This window comes from Kribbella sp. NPDC006257 (genome assembly GCF_040613535.1).
Classification (GTDB): domain Bacteria; phylum Actinomycetota; class Actinomycetes; order Propionibacteriales; family Kribbellaceae; genus Kribbella.
The window spans coordinates 1-17,021 of sequence record NZ_JBEXSJ010000027.1; the positions used below are offsets into that span (position 1 = coordinate 1).

Below are 17,021 nucleotides of genomic sequence, written 5' to 3' on the forward strand. Positions count from 1 at the left end.
CTGTACCGGGGGGCGATCTGCGCTGATATAAGAAACTTGGGCACAGCCTCGCGCTGCAGTTTTTGGACAAAGCCCGGGGGGTGCGGGGGGGGGGGCGGGCGCGGGTAGGGTTTCGCCATGTCTGCTTTCGTTTCCGGCCAGGAATTGAGCCGACGGTTCTATCTGGAAGCTGTCAGGCCGATCCTGGATTCCGCCTTTCCGGGTCTGCCGCACAGTGCGGCACTGCTCGGGCGCGGTTCCGAAGTCCTGGGGTACGACGACGAGATGTCGACGGACCACAACTGGGAACCCCGCGTCCTGCTGTTTCTTCAATCCAAGGACGATGTTGAAGTGCTCCGGGCCAAGGTGCCTTCTGAATTCGAGGGCCGGAAGACCGAATTCAGCGTGCACACCCTGCAGAGCTTCATCCAGCAGCACCTGGCCTTCGACCTCTCCCAGGAGATCGCACCGCGCGACTGGCTGACCTTCCCGGAACAACGACTCCGGATGATCACCGCCGGCGCTGTTTACCACGACGAGGTCGGCCTCGAAGAGCTTCGCGCTCGTTTCGCCTACTACCCACAGGACGTCTGGTATTACCTGCTGATCGCAGCCTGGTGGCGCGTCCACCCCGAATTCAACCTGGTAGGCCGAGCAGGTTCGGTAGGTGACGAACTAGGCTCCGGCGTCATCGGCGCCCAACTGGTCGACGACCTGATGCACCTTTGTTTCTTGATGGAACGCGAATACGCCCCCTACTCCAAATGGTTCGGTACGGCGTTCTCCCGGCTCCCCTGCGGCCCCTCATTGACCCCTCTGCTGCAACAGGTTCTGCACGCCCAGACTTGGCAGGATCGCGAATCGGCTTTGCAGACGGCGTACGAGGCCATCGCCACCCGGCATAATTCGCTGGAGATCACCCCACCCGTTCCTCTCACGGTGGAACAAATGTGGAACCGCCCGTTCAAAGTCACTTGGGGCGACTTCCCCACCGCACTGTCCGCTCAGATCGAAGACCCTCTGGTCAAAGAGATCGCCGCCCGCTGGCCGGTCGGCTTCATCGACCAGCTACGGGAGATCCTCTGGTTCCCCGGCGACCGAGAACGCCTACTCCGCCTTTTCGACTGACCACGGCTCAGCGGAAATACGAGTCGGTGGCCAGGTCTTCGAGCAGCGTGGGACCGGTCGGGGTCCAGCCGAGAAGTTGCTGGGTGAGCGTGCTCGACGTGGGGACGTCCATGCCGAAGAATCCGCCGATCCAGCCGAAGTGCGCCGGCGCATCCTCCCTGGTGACGGAGACGGCCGGTACTCCGAGTCCGCGACCGATTGCCTCGGCGATCTCGCGGGTGGGGACTCCTTCCTCGGCGATCGCGTGCAGGATCGCGCCCGCGGGCGCCTTCTGGAGTCCGAGGCTGACCAGCCGCCCGGCATCGGAGCGGTGTACTGCGGGCCAGCGACCCGCCCCGTCGTCCACGTAGCCGGCGACACCCTTCTCGCGGGCAATGCCGACGAGATGCTTGATCAGGCCGTGGTCGCCGTCGCCATGCACGGTCGGCGCAAAGCGCACGACGACCGGGTGCACCTCACGGTCGACGTACTCCAACCCGAGGTTCTCGCTCCCACCACGGGGCGAGTCGGGGCCGTGGTGCGGCGACGGATCCTGCTCGGTGAACGCGCGTCCCGGCGCGCTCCCGACACCTGAGGCCAGCAGGAAGACGCGGTTCGATCCGGCCAGAGCCTCTCCGATCGCCTCCACCGCTGCACGCTCGGCGCTGTTCGAGACGGCCGGGTTGCCGAAGTCGTGCTTGTTCGCGAGATGGATGACCGCATCGGCGGCCGCCGCGCCGGTCCGGATGCTGTCGAGGTCGTCGAGATCGCCTCGCTGGACCTGGGCACCCTTGGCCTTCAGTGCCGCGGCCGACGCATCGGAGCGGGCCAGGCCGACGACGTCGTGACCGCCGGCGAGCAACTCGTCGACGGTGGCGGAACCGATCCATCCGGACGCTCCGGTGATGAAAACACGCATGGGGAGATCTCCTTCTGATGACAGTGACTGACATCAATCCCTACACCCTCATGTCAGTCACTGTCATCACGTAGTCTGTCACCTATGGTGCGATGGGAGCCCGGGGCGCGGGACCGACTGCGGAAAGCGGCGTTGGAGCTCTATCTGCAGCAGGGCTTCGAGCAGACGACCGTCGGCGAGATCGCCCGGAGCGTCGGTCTGACCGAGCGCACTTTCTTCCGGCACTTCGCGGACAAGCGGGAGGTGTTGTTCGACAACCAGGACACGCTCCAGCACGCATTTGTGGACAGCGTGAACGCAGCTCCCCCGGATGCCTCGCCACTCGAGATGGTCGCCTCGGCCCTCGCCGCGACCAGGGAGTTCTTTCCCGACGAACGCCGTACCTGGTCACGCCAGCGCCAAGAGGTCATCATGGCGAACCCCCCACTCAAGGAGCGGGAACTCCTCAAGATGGCAAGGCTGTCGGAGGCGGTGGCTGAGGCACTCCGGGCCCGCGGCGTAGCCGAGCCCGCCGCAACTCTCGCCGCCGAATCAGCCATCACCGTCTTCACCGTGGCATTCCTCCAATGGCTGGCCGACGGCGAGACCCGGTCGCTGGCAGCCCTGGAACACGAGGCCCTCACCGAACTGGGAACCTTCACCGCCGCGCTGGCCAAAGCCTCGAAGGCCTAGCCGTACGTCAGGCTGCCAGGGCTCGGGCCACGATGTCGGCGGCAGCGTTGATGTCTGGGAGAGGACCGTCGAAGCGGCGGGCATTTGCCTCGTGCAACAGAACGGCCACATAGGTGTCGGCGGCCTGACGCCGCCTGCGCCGATCGAGCGACGCCGGGCTGGCGGCATCCAGCACCCGCTCGGTCAGCTCGATCAGCCCGGAATGCAACGCATGGAGATAATCCCGTACTTCGAGGTAGGTGCTCGCCTCGCGGAACAGGATCGTGCGGAGCACCTGCGACTCGTGCCGGCCGAGGTCGAGTTCACCGGCGAGCCGCACCAGCGAACCCGGCACATCACCGGCGACGACGAGGTCGTCAATGGCACACAGCGGATGCGGAGGTAGCCGTTCCGCGAACAGCGCCCGCAACAGATCGAGCTTCTTGGGGAAGTAGTAGAACAGCAGCCCTTTCGCGACGCCGGCCCGGTCGGCGACCCGTTTCGTCGGAGTCGCGTCGAAGCCGTCCTCGGCGAACAGCTGCTCGGCCGCGTCGAGGATCCTGGTCCGGGCAGCGTCGGTCCCACCGGGGTCGGCTTTGCGCACCCGGTGGGGCCGATGGGGCGTCCGCATCTGCCGTCAGGACATCGCGGCGGGCTTGTGATGCGACCTGGTGATCTGCAGATCCGCCGCGCCGACCAGGAAGGTGATGGCGCCGACGATCCAGGCCGTCCAGGCCATCGGGTGGGTGCCGCTGAAGCCCATCACCCACGGCGAGATGAAGAACAGCACGCCGAGCAGTGCGGTAGCGCCCTCAGCGGGCAGCAGATCGGGCCTGGCCAGTTCGACGACAGCAATCGCTGCGGTCAGAATGCCGAGCACGATCATGGTCGTGGTGGCCTTACTCGTTGTCGTCGTCCAGATCGGCGACAGGAAGGCGTAGATCCCTGCGAGCAATGCAATGAAGTCCTGCGGGTGGGTCCATCTCTTCATCCGGACCGACCACCTTTCCAACTGTGGTCCCGTCGCTCCCATAGGCGGGCCGAACATTTTCAGTGTCGTCCTGACTGACCGCCCGGTCAAGCCTTGCTTCCGGCCCACATCTCACGGGTCATTTCGTACTCGACCTCGCCCTGGTCGGAGTCGGGAAGGGCGTCCTCGCCCCAGTCGGTGAAGTAGGTGCGGACGTACCGGAGGCCGACCTTTTCCATCACGCCTCGGGAGCCGGCGTTCACCGCCATCGTCTGCGCGATCACCCGGCTCTGCCCGACGGTCTCGAAGGCGTGCTGCAACAGGACTAAGGACGCCTCGCTGGCGAGTCCTCGACGCCAGTACTTCCTCCGCAGCCGATAGCCGAGATCGCACACGGTCGGATCGTGCGGCTGATCGGGACCGTGCGCGGGCGGCAACATCATCAACCCGACGAAGTCCTTGTCCTCGGCACCGAAGGCGATCCAGTACCCGAGCCCGTCCACCACCTTCCCCAGCGCCATCCGCCGAGCATGCGACTCGACCACCTCATCCCTCGACCGCGCCCGGCCGAACAGATACCGCAGTACCTCCGGATCGGAGTCGAGCTCGACCTCCAACTCGAAATGCTCATCGGCAAGGGGCACCAGCAGGAGACGCTCGGTCCGCAGAATCGGTTGCGGCATACCCCTACCGTCGCACGCCCACCATCGCCCCCGCGAGGCGATTTCTACTTCGGCCAGAGCACCATCTGCGTACACCTGAACATCGCGATCGTCCGCCCACTCGACTCCGCGGTGACCTCGGCATCCCACACCTGCGTAGTACGCCCACGATGCACCGGCCGCGCCTCGCACACCACGACCCCGTCCCGCGCTGTCCCGAGGAAGTTGCTCTTCAACTCGATCGTCGTGAACCCGGTCGCCCCCTCCGGCAGATTCACGATCGTCCCGTACCCACACAACGTGTCCGCGAAGGAAACCACCGTCCCCGCATGCAGAAACCCGTTCGGAGCCAACAGCTCATCCCGTACTACGGTCCGCCCCCGCACCAACTCCGGCTCCACCGAGACGATCTCCACCCCGATCAACCCCGGCAGCCGCCCCACCCCGAACTCGTTCAACGCCTCAGCGTCGACGTTGCCCTCGTGCACAGTCACGATGATGTCCCCCTTCGGTGTCGGCACCTGTCTATCAGGAAGCGGAGAATGGGTGGATGGACAGTGTCTTCGTCAACGGGTCGGTCTTCGACGGGCAGCGGTACCGGCCGGGATGGTCAGTGGCGGTGGAGGCCGGCCGAATCGTTGCCGTCGGCCCCGATCTCGGACCGTCCCGCGGAGCCGAGGTGGTCGATCTCGCGGGTGGCTTGTTGCTGCCCGGCTTCGTCGACGCGCACATCCATCCGATGCAAGGCGGCCTCGAGCGCGGACGCTGCGACCTGTCGCCGGTCTGGGGCCGCGCGGAGACGCTGCGCACGATCTCGGCGTACGCCGCGACGCACCCCGAAGCCGAATGGATTCTCGGCGGCGGCTGGCACCAGCCCGACTACCCCGGCGGCGCCCCCACCACGACCGACCTCGACGCCGTCGTCAGCGACCGGCCGGCCTTCCTCGTCAACGCCGACCACCACGGCGCCTGGGTCAACTCACGGGCGCTCGCCCTCGCCGGCATCGACGCCCGTACGCCGGACCCCGCCGACGGCCGGATCGAACGCGGACCGGATGGCACCCCGACCGGCACGCTCCACGAGGGAGCAATGGATCTCGTCGGCCGGCTGGTTCCACCGACGACGCACGAGGAGCAGGTCGCCGCGTTGCTCGATGCGCAGGCCTACCTCCATTCGCTGGGAGTCACGGGGTGGCAGGACGCGATCTTCGGCGACTACGCGAATCTCAGCGACTCGACCCCGGCGTACGAGGAACTGGCCCGCAACGGACTGCTCACCGCACGCGTCAACGGAGCCCTCTGGTGGCGGCGCGACCTCGGCGCCGAGCAGATCCCTTCCCTGGTGGAACGACGTGAGGCACTCCGCTATCCACGACTCCGCGCGGGCAGCGTCAAGATCATGCAGGACGGCGTCGCGGAGAACTTCACCGCGGGAATGCTGGACCCGTACTACGACGGCTGCGGCTGCCGTACTCCGAACGCGGGACTCTCCTTCGTCGACCCACTCGCGTTGCGCGAGCACGTGACCGCGCTCGACGCCGCCGGGTTCCAGGTCCACGTCCATGCGATCGGCGACCGCGCCGTACGGGAGGCTCTGGATGCCTTCGAAGCGGCCGTTCTTGCCAACGGGGCCGGCGATCTCAGGCATCACATCGCGCATCTCCAGGTGGTTCATCCCGCGGATATCGCCCGGTTCGCCACGCTAGGAGTCACGGCGAACATGCAGGCGTTGTGGGCGGTCAACGACGCGCAGATGCTCGAGCTGACCATCCCGTTCCTCGGCCCGGAGCGCACCGGCTGGCAGTACCCCTTCGGCGACCTCCACCGCGCCGGCGCCCGGCTCGCCGCAGGATCCGATTGGCCGGTCTCCAGCCCAGACCCATTGGCCGCCATCCACGTCGCCGTCAACCGCCAGACCGACGACGAGGCCCCCTTCCTCCCCGAACAGTCACTGGACCTCACCACAGCCCTAGCCGCCTACACCTCAGGCAGCGCCTGGCTAAACCACGCCAACCAGACCGGCCTTTTAGAACCCGGCTTCCTCGCCGACCTGGCAATCCTCGACCGAGACCCCTTCCGCGCCCCACCAGAAGAGATCAGCCAAGCGCGCGTCACAGCCACCTACATCGAAGGAGACCGCGTCTTCGGTTAACCAGCAGTGACCGCACTCCCAACATCCCAACTCATGGCAGTGGAGTAGAGCGCAAGGCGGTAGTCACCGCCGCTCGAAGTACTTGTCGGTCGTCACCGACTAGAGCAACGAGGTTCCCGTTCAGCGTCCCGGACCTCCAGCCAGGCAGTCCGCCCCCGAACCCGGACGGTCGGAGCGTGACCGGTCGCCGATTGGCGCCCTCGATCCGACTACTGCCTGCCTGCAGATCCACCCCGTGCCTGGTTCGGCGGGGTTCGCTCCTCTCGGCGGGGTTCACCTCCTGCTATAGCAGGGGGTGAACCCCGACTGCAGGAGGTGGGCCGCCTCTTCGCCGAGGATCGGGCTCTGTCCCTTGGTCGTGTCGCCTCATCTGGGGTAGCCCTGGACGACCGAGATGATCGCCATGGCTACGAAGTACCCGAACCTGACCTAGGCGAGGCAGCCAAACAAACTGCGCCTTTGTCAGCGGCGCGTTGCGGGCAGCAGGATTCGGCCTCTTGGTGGACACGCGGCAGACGGGTCGGCGTTCACTTTCTCTGTCATTGTCGGAAGGGATGGATGCCGCCCCCGCATCCGGTGGTTCGCCCTGCCGGACGCGCCTCCCGAAAGAGTGCCGCATGAGAGTTGAACCCCCCAAGAAGAAGGGGAAGCGCCGTGTCCTCGGCGTCGCCCTCGGTACTGCAGCGCTGATGGTCACCAGTGCCGCAATGGCCTTCGCCGCACCGCCTCCGCATCTCCCACAGAACGCGGGTGGCTGGGAGCAGTCCTTCTCCCCGGCGTACGACTACGACACCGACGGCTGCTACGCCACGCCCGCGATCGGTCCGGACGGCACGCTCAACGGCGGCCTGAATCCGAGCGGTGCCGTGAACGGCAGCTGCCACGACCAGTCCGACCTCGACAACTCCCAGACGTACGCCCGGTCGAAGTGCAACAACGGTTGGTGCGCGGTCGTCTACGCGAGCTACTTCGAGAAGGACCAGGCCGTGGCTGGCAGCAGTCTCGGCGGTCACCGGCACGACTTCGAGCACGTCATCTCGTGGATCAACCAGTCGGCCAACGAGGTCCAGTACGTGACCACGACGCAGCACAGTAGCCAGGTGACCTACACCCGGTCGCAGCTGCGTTTCGACGGTACGCACCCGAAGGTCGTCTATCACAAAGACGGTTTGAGCACGCACTTCTTCCGGCTCGCCAACACCAACGACGAGCCGCCGGAGAACCACTACCACAACTGGCGCTACCCGCCGCTGGTCGACTGGAACGGCTGGCCGACCACCTCGCTGCGGGACATCCTGATGAACGCCGACTTCGGTTCGGCGACCATCAAGATCACCGACAAGGACGACCGGTTCCGGAACCTCCTGAACGCGTCGAAGCCGTCGGGAATCCCCTTCGATCCCTGGGCCTGAGCTTGTCGCTGAGGCGGGCCCCTGGTCGGCCCGGCTCAGCGACTCACATGCAGAAAGCTCCGCCCGCCTCAGCGACGTCCGTGCAGAAAGCTCAGTGTTTTGAGCGTTTTGGCGATGTCCTTCGGCGTCCGGCTGAAGGACAGCGTCGTCACCGGCGCTGTGAACCGCCTGCGCGCGATCGCCTTCGGCCGGGTGAACTCCTTCAACCCGTCCGGCCCGTGGATCCGCCCGAAGCCCGAGTCCCCGGTGCCGCCGAACGGCAGCGACGGGATCACCGCGAACGACTGCACCGAGTTGATCGAGGTCATCCCGGATCGCAGTCTTCTTGCCACCTGGTACGCCGTACGCCGGCTCCTTGAGAACACCGCGGAGCCCAAGCCGTAGCGACTCCCGTTCGCCTTGGCCACCGCCTCGTCGAGATCGTCGACCTTCGTGATCGTCAACGTCGGACCGAACGTCTCCTCCTGCACAGCCTCGCTGTCCTCCGGTACGCCGACCAGCACGACCGGTTCGACGTACGGCGCTCGCACCGACCCGACTCCGCCGACAACCGCCCGCCCGCCGCGTGCCAGCGCATCCTCGATGTGCCGTTGAATGACCGGGACCTGGCTCGGCATCGTGATCGGCCCGATCTCCACGCCGGCCGTGATCCGGCCGGCCAGTTCGCTCACCTTGTCGACGAAGGCGTCGTACACCGAAGCCTCGACGTACGCGCGTTCGATCCCCACGCAGGTCTGCCCTGCGTTGCCGAAGGCACCGAATGCGACCGCATCCGCAGCTTTGTCGAGATCGGCGTCAGCGGCAACAATCGCCGCGTCCTTACCGCCGGCCTCGATCAGCACCGGCGTCAGTGTCTCGGCGCAGGCAGCCATCACCTTCTTAGCGGTCGCCGTCGATCCGGTAAAGCTGATCTTGCCGACGTTCGCTTTGCAGAGCGCTGCTCCGGTCTCGGCGTATCCGGTGACTACTTGCAGAACGGGCTCTTCCGAGACCTCCGCAAAGGTGTCGACGAGCCAGACCCCGACGCCTGTCGAGTACTCACTCGGCTTGAAAACAACGGCATTTCCGGCGGCGAGGGCGTAGCCGATCGATCCCATCGGAGTGAGCACCGGGTAGTTCCACGGACCGATCACGCCGACCACACCAATCGGCTGATACTCGACCGCGGCCGCGAAGTCGATCCCGATCAGCCCGGATGGGACTCGTCGCGGACCGAGGACTTTTTCGGCGTTCTTCGTTGCCCAGCCGAGGTGGTCGATGGCGACGACACATTCGAGCCGGGCATCGTCGAGAGGCTTGCCGGTTTCCTCTTGCATGAGCTTGGCGAGTTCGTCGATACGGCGTACGAGGAGATGTTTCCAGGCCTTCAGGTGTTCTTTGCGACCGTTGAATCCTTTGGCTGCCCATTTGGTCGCGGCCTGGCGTGCTGCTTCTACGGTTGCCTGTACTGCGGCCTCGTCGAACACCGGATACTTGCCGACGACCTCGCCCGTCGCGGGCTGGTAGGACTCCAACATCATCGATGGTCTCCTCGCGCTCCAGTTTAGTGTTCAGGCTAGGAAGCGCGCGGCGCGGAGTGAAACAGCGAGTTCTCCGGGGATCTACACTCTTTTGTTGTGGACGTCTCCACCCGCAAGCTCCGGTACTTCGTCGCGGTCGCCGAGGAATTGCACTTCAGCCGGGCGGCCGCGCGGCTCTACGTCGCCCAGCAGGCGATGAGCAAACAGATCCGCGAACTCGAGGAATCAGTCGGTACGACGTTGCTTCGGCGGACGACCCGGAGTGTCTCACTGACCCCGGCCGGCGAACTGTTCCTGACCGCGGCCCGAGAGGCACTCGCGGTGCTGGACGCCGGCGTACTGGCGTCGCAGCAGGAGGGGCGGCGACTCGGTGGGACTCTGCGACTCGGGTTCATGATCGGGGCGGCGCTCGAGCTCACCACGCCGATCACCTCGGCGTTCGCGGACCGCTACCCCGGCGTACGGGTGGAACTGCGCGAATACGGCTTCAGTGATCCTTCTTCTGGGTTGGCCGACGGGTCGGCGGATCTCGCGCTGCTGCGGCTTCCGGTGCAGGTCAAGGACCTCCACTTCGAGAGGCTCTTCGAAGAACCTCTGATGCTGATGCTGCCGGCCGGGCATCGCTTGGCATCTCGTTCGTCAGTCTCCGTGAGCGAGATCCTGGATGAGCCGCTCGCGATAGGCCGATCTGCGGACACAATGTGGCGGGATTTCTGGACCCTGGCCGACCATCGTTCTCATGCCGCAACCGTCGTACGGGAAACCTCCTCGCAGACCGAGGAACTCGAGGTCGTCGCGTCCGGCGTCGCGTGTGCGATCACCGTCGCCGGAGCGGCTCGCTACACGGCCCATCCCCGCGTCCGCTACGTTCCAATCTCCGACGCCGGCGGGGCCGTGCTGGGCATCGGGTGGCGAGAGCCCAACGAACTGGTCGACCGCTTCATAGACGTCGCCCGCGAAGTCCGCGACTCTTCGCCCGAGTTATTGGCCTTAATCGAGTGCTCCACCCCTCCGCCTTCCTTCCCTTGAGCCCCTCACCTCGTTCCTTCCTTACACTCACCCGCCCAGAGCCGCTGACAACCAATCGTTGTAGATCCGCTGCGGTTCTGCTGTTTCACGAGGCCACAATCTCCCCTTAAGGTCCTCGCTTAAAGGGGAGGGCCATGACTCAGGTCGTCGCAGTACGCAGCAAGTGGTCGGCGATCGTGGCCTATGCCTTGGTCGGCGCCGCCACCCAACTCGTCTGGCTCAACTTCGCCGGCGTCACCACCGTCGCCTCCGAGCGCTACGGCGTCTCCGAAAGCGCCATCGGCTGGCTGGCCCAGGTCTTTCCGTTGCTGTACGTCGTACTCTCCATCCCCGCCGGCCTGGTCCTGGACCGCTGGTTCCGCACCGGTCTCCTGATCGGCGCTATTCTCACCGCCGTCGGAGCCTCGGTCCGCCTGATCGGCGACAACTACAGCTGGCTCCTAGTCGGCCAACTATTAGCCTCCGTAGCCCAGCCCCTGGTCCTGAACGCCGTCACCGGAATCACCGGCCGCTACCTAGCCGAAAAGGACCGCCCCACCGGCATCGCCGTCGGCACCGCCAGCGTCTTCGCCGGCATGGTCGTGGCCTTCATAATGGCCGCCATCCTGGCCGACGCCGACGAACTACCCACGATGCTCTGGCTCTCAGCCGCCTTCAGCGTTCTCGCCGCCCTGATCATGCTCGTCGCCCTGCGAAAGCCCGGCGAACACAAGGTCGAACGCCGCGGTCCCGTCCGAGGCGCCTTGAAGATCGCCTGGGGCGACCCCCTCATCCGTCGAGTAGCCCTACTGGCGATCTTCCCCTTCGGCGTCTTCGTAGCCATGACCACCTTCGCCCAGGCGTTGTTGGAGCCGGCTGGCGTGAGCGCAGAAACAGCCAGCACCATCCTGCTCATCAACGTAGTCGCGGGCGTGATCGGAAGCGCTCTCGTGCCGGTGTGGGTCGTCCGCCACCGAGCCGAATCTTCCCTACTGGTCCTAAGCCTTTCCGTAACAGCCCTAGCCTGCTGCCTCCTAGCCGTCTTCCCGTCCGCAGCCATGGGCTTCATAGCCATCACGGTCATCGGCTTCCTCCTCCTACCAGCCCTCCCCATCGTCCTAGAACTGGTAGAACGCCGTACCGGCGAAGCCGAAGGCACCGGCGCCGGCCTCATCTGGATGGCCGGCAACCTAGGCGGCCTCGTAGTAGCCGTAGCGGTGGGCCTACTGGTCGACCACCCACTAGTGGCTTTCCTGGTGATGGCAGGAGTCGCGCTGGTCGCAGTACCGGGAGCCCGCGCCCTGCGCAAACCTATTGCCGAGCTAACGCCACCGCAGTAGCCCCCGCAGCCACCAGCCCACCAGCGCCCGCCACAACAAAGGTGACCCGCGCATCCGTGTGCTGCAGCAACAACCCGCCAAACACATAAGAAATCCCCGCCGCTAACCCGATAGCGCCGTACAGATTCCCGAACACCCGCCCCAACATGTTCGCCGGCACCACGCGCTGCAAATGCGTATTGATCGCCACGTCCAGCGCCGCGATCCCCAGCCCCCGAATAGTCTGCAACGCCAGCGCAGCCCACACCGCCCAAGCCAATCCGGTGAGCAGATTGCCCGCGCTCGTCACTGCAAACCCCACCACCAGCAACGGCAGCATCTTCGTCATGCCCGCAAACCTGGTCAGCAGCGCAAACCCCACCACCAACCCGATCCCCACCCCCGCATACAACGCAGCCGCCCCTGAATCCCCCGCATGCAACTCATCCTTGGCCAGAAACACCATCGCCACATCATCAACCCCACTGAACGCCACCACCCCGAAAAACCCCAGCCCGATCACCCGAACAACCTTCGTCCTCCAGATGTACCCCAGCCCCGCCCGCGCGTTCCCCCACACCGACCCGCCCTCGTCACTGTGCACCGGAGGCATAGACGGCAACCGACTCAACAACACCGCCGACGCAAAGAAACTCACCGCATCAATAACCAAAATCCCCCGCACATCCAGCACCAAAAACAAGCCAGCCGCAATCAACGGCCCCACAGCCTCCAACCCATGCGTCCCCGCCCCCAACGCCGAATTAGCAGTCTCCAAATCCCTATCTGCCACCAGCGCCGGCACCGCACTCCGCGAACTGGCCTGAAACACCTGAGCCACCAAACTCCTGATGGCCACCAACCCCAGCAGTACCGGCAAGGGTGGCAACACCACAGCCATCACCACCACCAACCCACCCTGCAGAAGATCGCACCCCACCATCACCTTCCGCAGATCAACCCTGTCGCCGATGACTCCCGCAAACGCCCCAAACAACCCCGGCGTAAAGTCCCCAGCCAGCAACAACAACGCCACCGCCAACGCCGCCCCCGTCTCAGCCTCGACGTACAACAACAACGCCACCAACCCCAGCGAGTCCCCCAAAAACGAAACAGACCGAGCCACCCACAACCGCCGAAACCCCACGTTGGCCCGCAACACCGCAACCGCCCCCACCCGCGGCTCCCCGTCTCCCGCCGCACCGCCATCCCCCACAGCCCGGCCGTCACCCACCGCCCAGCCACCTCCCCTCCAGCCCCGGCAACAGCCCCCGCCGTCGCCACCTTCACCCCACCCAACACCACCCCAACCCGCTCCCCACACCCATTTCCATCCCCACCGCCCCGCATCCTCTACGATGGACCGGCACACCGGCCGGTGTGGCGCAACTGGCAGCGCACCGCTCTTGTAAAGCGGGGGTTAGGGGTTCGAGTCCCCTCACCGGCTCAAATACAGCTCCCCAGGACCGCCCGCACGCGTACGCCCCCACGCGGCTCCCGCAGCAGTTCCTGCACTCCTGCGCCCGCCCAACCCACGCTCGGCCAAGAGCCCGCCTGCCCCCACGCCCACCGCCGACCTCAAGAGCACTCGCTGAACTCAAGGGCGCCCTAAACTCCAGCCCATGCCGAGCGCCCACACCACTCGCCCCAACACCGGGGCAGCGAACCGGATCACCGCGATCGCATGACTGTCGCGACATCCTGGTCCCAGATCACCGGCTGGCTCGCCGTACACCACCCGACCGCCGCCACTCTGGTCAACCCACCGGCCACACCCGTCGACCTCCGGTACCTCCAGGCCGCGATCAACCGCCCACTCCCAGCCGACTTGGTCGAACTGCTTGAACTCGCCAACGGCACGCAGCACCGCGCGATCCGAGGCTCGCTCATCCCGACCCTCTACAACCTCATACCGGTCATGGAAATGCTCTCGTCGCGAAAGATGCTGCAAGAGATCCAGCGTGGCATTCACGGCTCCGGACCTTGGCCAGGCGACAGCCACCCCGCCGGACACCCAACGACAGACTGGCTCGACAGCTTCCTACCAATCGCAGACGCTTACGACGCCGGCCTCATCTACGTCGACCTGCGCGACGGTGATCAGTTCGGGTGTGTCGTCGAGTGGTACGCCGAGGGCAGCGGAGCCTCGGCCCCCTGGTGGGGCAGCGTCACCGAAATGCTCGACGATGTCGCCCAAGCGCTCAACGACGGCCGCCCAGCCCTCCAGTCCTACTCAAACGGAGCCGTCTGGCCAGCGAAGCAACTGCGCCCAAAGCTGGCAGAAATAGACGACGGCTACCTGCGATGGTTCACAGCGCACGAGTGACACGTCGGCCATAGACAGGCCCACCCACACGCGTTGACCGGTTGCCCCTCGACGCCAATCTCGAGCGCATCAGCTGCGAGCTGGTCAGGCACGGCGTTGATGAGGTGAAGTGTTCAGCTCAGGTCGCCGGCGTTCTCTAGGATCACTTCGTTGCGCTCGTAGCCAGGGCTCAGTTTCGGTAAGCCCGGCGGAAGAATCGGCGCTAGCGCAATCCACGCCAGGCACAAGGCGTCGTCGTCGAACTCTCGGGGCGACTCAGTGGCCTGTAACAGCACGTCTCCACTCTCCAGCCGCCGTACTGCCACGAAGGCCTCTGAGGCCAATAGTCCGGCCGCTCCACCCAGGCGATCGGCGAGCACCTTCGGGCACAAGGTGATCCAGCCATAGCCGCGGAGGAAGGTGGTGCTCTCTTCGATCGAGGTGATGAAGTCGCGCCCCAGAGCCATGTCCAACGAGGTCGAGTGGTTGATGTTGCCATCCAGGACGATCTGCCCGTAGTCCACAGATCGGGATCCGATCGAATCGGCCAGGAACGACATCCACCGCTCGCCGGAGTCCGCGGCCAGTAACTCCGGCGTACGGGCGTCGATTGTGAGCCGTACCTGCCCGGGCTTTCCGCCATGCTCGTCGATCGCGGTGATCTGGACGCTGCCTGTCGATTCCTCGGACTCGTCCACCATCGCCAAGGTCAAGCCCAGCGGCCGGGCATGGAGTGCCGCGAGGCGCTGCTGCCATCCCTCCTTCGAGAACGCCCGTGGGACATCCGCGCATTTCGAGGTTGATCCACAAAGGTCCCACTCGCCTTGGCGGACTGCAGCCGGTCGAACAACTCGGGAAAGAACGCCACGCCGCCCTGGAACCAGCCGCGGGTCACTGCCGCGAAGTCTGCGTCCGTGGAAAGAACACAGTTCACCTCGACATGCACGAGTGAGATCTGCCGCACCTGCCCTCCTTCATCATCACGCCGCGACAGCGCGGAGACAGCGTTGCGCACCGATCCTCGCGCAGCAACTCCCGATGCCGAAAGCATCGGTTCAGGCCTGGTCGGTGTGGTCGATGAGGGCCGTAAGGGTTTGGTTCCAGAGTTCTGGCGGGGGCTGCTGGTGACCGACGCCAGGGAGGGGGACTAGGTGGGCGTCGGGGATTTCGGCGGCGAGGGCTTCGCCATGCGCCAGAGGGAACATCGGGTCGCTGGTGCCGTGCAGGACCAGGGTTGGGGCGGTGATCTGGGATAGGCGGGCTTCGGGAGGAGTGTCGTCGGGGAGGAGGAAGTGGTTGGTGATTGAGGAGGCCATGTTGGTGGTTCGGGATTGCTCTTGGGCGGAGAGGCGGCGGAAGCGGGGTTCGTCGAAGCCGTTGGTTCCGGCGTAGGGGCGGTCGGCTTCTACTCGGTAGGTGAGGACTGATTCGGGGTCGGTCCAGTCGGGTTCCGGGTCCGGGTTGGTGAAGGTGGCCATTACCTGCGGTGTCGGAGGTGGCAGGTGGCGGTCGTGATCAGCCCCTACTGCGGGGCTGGAGGAGGCGAGGGTGAGGGTGCGGACTCGGGTGGGGTGGTCTAGGGCGATGCGTTGGGCTATGCCGCCGCCTAGGGAGAGGCCGACCAGGTGGGCGCGTTCGATGCCCAGGAAGTCCAGGATTCTTAGGGGGTCGGTGCGGAGGTCTTCGGCGGTGTAGGTGGGGTGGCCGGGCTCGGAGCTGGTGGAGCGGCCGGTGTCTCGGTGGTCGTAGCGGACTACGTGGCGGCCGGACTTGGACAGGCGGGTGCAGAACTCGGTTTCCCACCAGACCATGGATTGGGCTCCGCCGGCGATCAGGAGGATGGTCGGGTCGGTGGGGGTGCCGAAGGTTTCGAAGCAGAGGTCTATGCCGTTGGTGGTGAGGATCTGCTCGGTCATGGTGGGAGTCCTCTCGGTGGTCTTCGGGCTGGTTGCCTGAAGACGACGTTAGGAGAGGAAGAAGGCCGTGAAAAGCGATGATTGTTGATGGTAGTGATCGCCAGTAGTTATCATTCCAGGCGTGAGCGAGACGGAGCTGCGGCATCTGCGGACCTTGGTGGCGATCGCTGAGGAGGGGACGTTCGCGCGGGCGGCTGGGCGGCTTGGGTATACGCAGTCGAGCGTTAGTCAGCACATCGCGGGGCTTGAGAAGGCGGTCGGCGGGCAGGTGTTTGATCGGCCTGGTGGGCCGAAGCCGGTGCGGATTACGCCGTTGGGGGCGGTTGTTCTTGAGTACGGCAGGGAGGTGCTGGCTTATGCGGACGCGCTGGATGATGCGGTTGATCGGTTCAAGGCGGGTAATGGGCGCATCCATATTGGGACGCTGCAGAGCATCTCGAATGTGATCCTGCCTACCGTCGTACGGCGGCTTCAGGACGAGCATCCTGGGTGTGAGATCCGGCTCTCGGAATTAGCTCCGGATCAGACGGAGCTCGGCGATCTGGATCTGTTGTTCCATGATCGGGCGATCGGCGGCGATGCAGAACACGCGTTATTGATGGACGATCCGTATCTGGTGGTGGCTCGTCCGGATGAGCTTCCTGCCGGCAAGTTGGCCCTGAAGGCGTTGGATAAAAGGGGATTAGTCGCCTGGCCGACGACGCAGCCTAGGCTTGAAGAGGCGCTCGCGGAAGTGGGGGCTAAGCCGCGGATCGTGTTCCGGACACCGGGGAACGACACGATCCTGTCGATGGTGCGGGCCGGTCTTGGGTCTGCAGTCCTGCCCTGGTTGGCGATTCGCCATCTGGTGTGTCCCGACTGCGGTGACATTCATGGCTCGGATGGGCATGAGGACCAACCACTCAAGGTGCATGAGCTCGAGCCCACTCCAACCCGCGAGATCTATCTGCATTGGCCGGCGGGTCACGTAACGAGGTCGCCGCTTGCCGCGCACGCCATTGAGATCGCGGTCGAGGTGTCGCGGGGACTTGGCGAGCAAGCGGCACAGCGGCGTACAGGGTGATCGTCGGAGGCGATTGGTTCGATTGGAAATCATCGCTA

At 65.4% G+C, this 17,021-nt stretch carries 18 protein-coding genes and 1 tRNA gene; 9 read left to right on the plus strand and 10 right to left on the minus strand.

From position 1 onward, the window contains the following. Positions 1-117 precede the first annotated feature (117 nt). Positions 118-1,107, plus strand: coding sequence for a DUF4037 domain-containing protein (locus tag ABZ004_RS27975; RefSeq protein WP_355684044.1), 990 nt, complete (start codon positions 118-120; stop codon positions 1,105-1,107). 7 nt (positions 1,108-1,114) lie between these two features. On the opposite strand, the gene ABZ004_RS27980 is transcribed toward ABZ004_RS27975, so the two are convergent. Continuing rightward, positions 1,115-2,005: an SDR family oxidoreductase gene (locus ABZ004_RS27980; protein WP_355684045.1), complete on the minus strand. Its 891-nt coding sequence runs from the start codon at positions 2,003-2,005 to the stop codon at positions 1,115-1,117. A gap of 84 nt (positions 2,006-2,089) precedes the next feature. On the opposite strand from ABZ004_RS27980, the gene ABZ004_RS27985 reads away from it, so the two are divergent. Further along, complete coding sequence (locus ABZ004_RS27985; protein WP_355684046.1) at positions 2,090-2,677, plus strand: TetR family transcriptional regulator; 588 nt, start codon at positions 2,090-2,092, stop codon at positions 2,675-2,677. Between the two features lie 7 nt (positions 2,678-2,684). Here the strand turns inward: ABZ004_RS27985 and ABZ004_RS27990 are convergent, their stop codons facing one another. The 4 genes from ABZ004_RS27990 to ABZ004_RS28005 form a co-directional block, all read right to left on the minus strand. Then, positions 2,685-3,287, minus strand: a complete 603-nt coding sequence (locus tag ABZ004_RS27990; RefSeq protein ID WP_355684047.1) for a helix-turn-helix domain-containing protein — start codon at positions 3,285-3,287, stop codon at positions 2,685-2,687. Between the two features lie 6 nt (positions 3,288-3,293). Next, positions 3,294-3,647 carry an SPW repeat protein gene (locus ABZ004_RS27995; RefSeq protein WP_355684048.1) on the minus strand — a complete coding sequence of 118 codons (354 nt, stop codon included), beginning with the start codon at positions 3,645-3,647 and terminating at the stop codon, positions 3,294-3,296. An 86-nt stretch (positions 3,648-3,733) separates the two neighbouring features. Next, positions 3,734-4,309 (minus strand): GNAT family N-acetyltransferase, encoded by a 576-nt coding sequence (locus tag ABZ004_RS28000; RefSeq protein WP_355684049.1) that lies wholly within the window; start codon positions 4,307-4,309, stop codon positions 3,734-3,736. 44 nt (positions 4,310-4,353) lie between these two features. Next, on the minus strand, positions 4,354-4,809 hold the full coding sequence (locus ABZ004_RS28005; RefSeq protein WP_355684050.1) for a PaaI family thioesterase: 456 nt from the start codon (positions 4,807-4,809) through the stop codon (positions 4,354-4,356). A gap of 29 nt (positions 4,810-4,838) precedes the next feature. Here ABZ004_RS28005 and ABZ004_RS28010 point away from each other — a divergent pair, with 29 nt between their 5' ends. Together ABZ004_RS28010 and ABZ004_RS28015 are read left to right on the plus strand one after the other, a co-directional pair. Beyond that, positions 4,839-6,440, plus strand: a complete 1,602-nt coding sequence (locus ABZ004_RS28010) for an amidohydrolase (RefSeq protein WP_355684051.1) — start codon at positions 4,839-4,841, stop codon at positions 6,438-6,440. A gap of 617 nt (positions 6,441-7,057) precedes the next feature. Beyond that, a complete protein-coding gene (locus tag ABZ004_RS28015; protein WP_355684052.1) occupies positions 7,058-7,852 on the plus strand; it encodes an NPP1 family protein in 795 nt (264 codons plus the stop codon). Between the two features lie 68 nt (positions 7,853-7,920). Here the strand turns inward: ABZ004_RS28015 and ABZ004_RS28020 are convergent, their stop codons facing one another. Further along, a complete protein-coding gene (locus ABZ004_RS28020) occupies positions 7,921-9,372 on the minus strand; it encodes an aldehyde dehydrogenase family protein (protein ID WP_355684053.1) in 1,452 nt (483 codons plus the stop codon). 96 nt (positions 9,373-9,468) lie between these two features. Between ABZ004_RS28020 and ABZ004_RS28025 the strand changes: the two genes are divergently transcribed. Together ABZ004_RS28025 and ABZ004_RS28030 are read left to right on the plus strand one after the other, a co-directional pair. Beyond that, positions 9,469-10,401, plus strand: coding sequence for a LysR substrate-binding domain-containing protein (locus ABZ004_RS28025; protein ID WP_355684054.1), 933 nt, complete (start codon positions 9,469-9,471; stop codon positions 10,399-10,401). A 134-nt stretch (positions 10,402-10,535) separates the two neighbouring features. Next, on the plus strand, positions 10,536-11,720 hold the full coding sequence (locus ABZ004_RS28030; RefSeq protein WP_355684055.1) for an MFS transporter: 1,185 nt from the start codon (positions 10,536-10,538) through the stop codon (positions 11,718-11,720). Here the strand turns inward: ABZ004_RS28030 and ABZ004_RS28035 are convergent. Beyond that, complete coding sequence (locus ABZ004_RS28035; protein WP_355684056.1) at positions 11,692-13,071, minus strand: MFS transporter; 1,380 nt, start codon at positions 13,069-13,071, stop codon at positions 11,692-11,694. The two genes, ABZ004_RS28030 and ABZ004_RS28035, sit on opposite strands and share 29 nt — an antisense overlap. Positions 13,072-13,073: 2 nt before the next feature. Here ABZ004_RS28035 and ABZ004_RS28040 point away from each other — a divergent pair. Together ABZ004_RS28040 and ABZ004_RS28045 are read left to right on the plus strand one after the other, a co-directional pair. Then, a tRNA-Thr gene (locus tag ABZ004_RS28040) sits at positions 13,074-13,146 on the plus strand. A gap of 237 nt (positions 13,147-13,383) precedes the next feature. Further along, the gene (locus tag ABZ004_RS28045) at positions 13,384-14,025 is read left to right on the plus strand and encodes an SMI1/KNR4 family protein (protein WP_355684057.1); all 642 of its coding nucleotides are present in this window, start codon (positions 13,384-13,386) and stop codon (positions 14,023-14,025) included. Positions 14,026-14,138: 113 nt separating this feature from the next. On the opposite strand, the gene ABZ004_RS28050 is transcribed toward ABZ004_RS28045, so the two are convergent. The 3 genes from ABZ004_RS28050 to ABZ004_RS28060 are packed head-to-tail and all read right to left on the minus strand — an operon-like array spanning position 14,139 to position 15,920. Beyond that, the gene (locus ABZ004_RS28050) at positions 14,139-14,702 is read right to left on the minus strand and encodes a hypothetical protein (protein ID WP_355684058.1); all 564 of its coding nucleotides are present in this window, start codon (positions 14,700-14,702) and stop codon (positions 14,139-14,141) included. Between the two features lie 11 nt (positions 14,703-14,713). Then, positions 14,714-15,019, minus strand: coding sequence for a hypothetical protein (locus tag ABZ004_RS28055; RefSeq protein ID WP_355684059.1), 306 nt, complete (start codon positions 15,017-15,019; stop codon positions 14,714-14,716). Positions 15,020-15,059: 40 nt separating this feature from the next. After that, positions 15,060-15,920, minus strand: coding sequence for an alpha/beta fold hydrolase (locus tag ABZ004_RS28060; protein WP_355684060.1), 861 nt, complete (start codon positions 15,918-15,920; stop codon positions 15,060-15,062). 121 nt (positions 15,921-16,041) lie between these two features. Between ABZ004_RS28060 and ABZ004_RS28065 the strand changes: the two genes are divergently transcribed. Continuing rightward, positions 16,042-16,983 (plus strand): LysR family transcriptional regulator, encoded by a 942-nt coding sequence (locus ABZ004_RS28065; RefSeq protein ID WP_355684061.1) that lies wholly within the window; start codon positions 16,042-16,044, stop codon positions 16,981-16,983. The last annotated feature ends 38 nt before the right edge of the window (positions 16,984-17,021 follow it).

Excerpts from the sequence above, each read along its gene's own strand:
- ABZ004_RS27975 (WP_355684044.1), top strand. The coding sequence starts at position 118 with ATGTCTGCTTTCGTTTCCGGCCAGGAATTGAGCCGACGGTTCTATCTG.
- ABZ004_RS27980 (WP_355684045.1), bottom strand. The coding sequence starts at position 2,005 with ATGCGTGTTTTCATCACCGGAGCGTCCGGATGGATCGGTTCCGCCACC.
- ABZ004_RS27985 (WP_355684046.1), top strand. The coding sequence starts at position 2,090 with ATGGTGCGATGGGAGCCCGGGGCGCGGGACCGACTGCGGAAAGCGGCG.
- ABZ004_RS27990 (WP_355684047.1), bottom strand. The coding sequence starts at position 3,287 with ATGCGGACGCCCCATCGGCCCCACCGGGTGCGCAAAGCCGACCCCGGT.
- ABZ004_RS27995 (WP_355684048.1), bottom strand. The coding sequence starts at position 3,647 with ATGAAGAGATGGACCCACCCGCAGGACTTCATTGCATTGCTCGCAGGG.
- ABZ004_RS28000 (WP_355684049.1), bottom strand. The coding sequence starts at position 4,309 with ATGCCGCAACCGATTCTGCGGACCGAGCGTCTCCTGCTGGTGCCCCTT.
- ABZ004_RS28010 (WP_355684051.1), top strand. The coding sequence starts at position 4,839 with ATGGACAGTGTCTTCGTCAACGGGTCGGTCTTCGACGGGCAGCGGTAC.
- ABZ004_RS28015 (WP_355684052.1), top strand. The coding sequence starts at position 7,058 with ATGAGAGTTGAACCCCCCAAGAAGAAGGGGAAGCGCCGTGTCCTCGGC.
- ABZ004_RS28020 (WP_355684053.1), bottom strand. The coding sequence starts at position 9,372 with ATGATGTTGGAGTCCTACCAGCCCGCGACGGGCGAGGTCGTCGGCAAG.
- ABZ004_RS28030 (WP_355684055.1), top strand. The coding sequence starts at position 10,536 with ATGACTCAGGTCGTCGCAGTACGCAGCAAGTGGTCGGCGATCGTGGCC.
- ABZ004_RS28045 (WP_355684057.1), top strand. The coding sequence starts at position 13,384 with ATGACTGTCGCGACATCCTGGTCCCAGATCACCGGCTGGCTCGCCGTA.
- ABZ004_RS28060 (WP_355684060.1), bottom strand. The coding sequence starts at position 15,920 with ATGACCGAGCAGATCCTCACCACCAACGGCATAGACCTCTGCTTCGAA.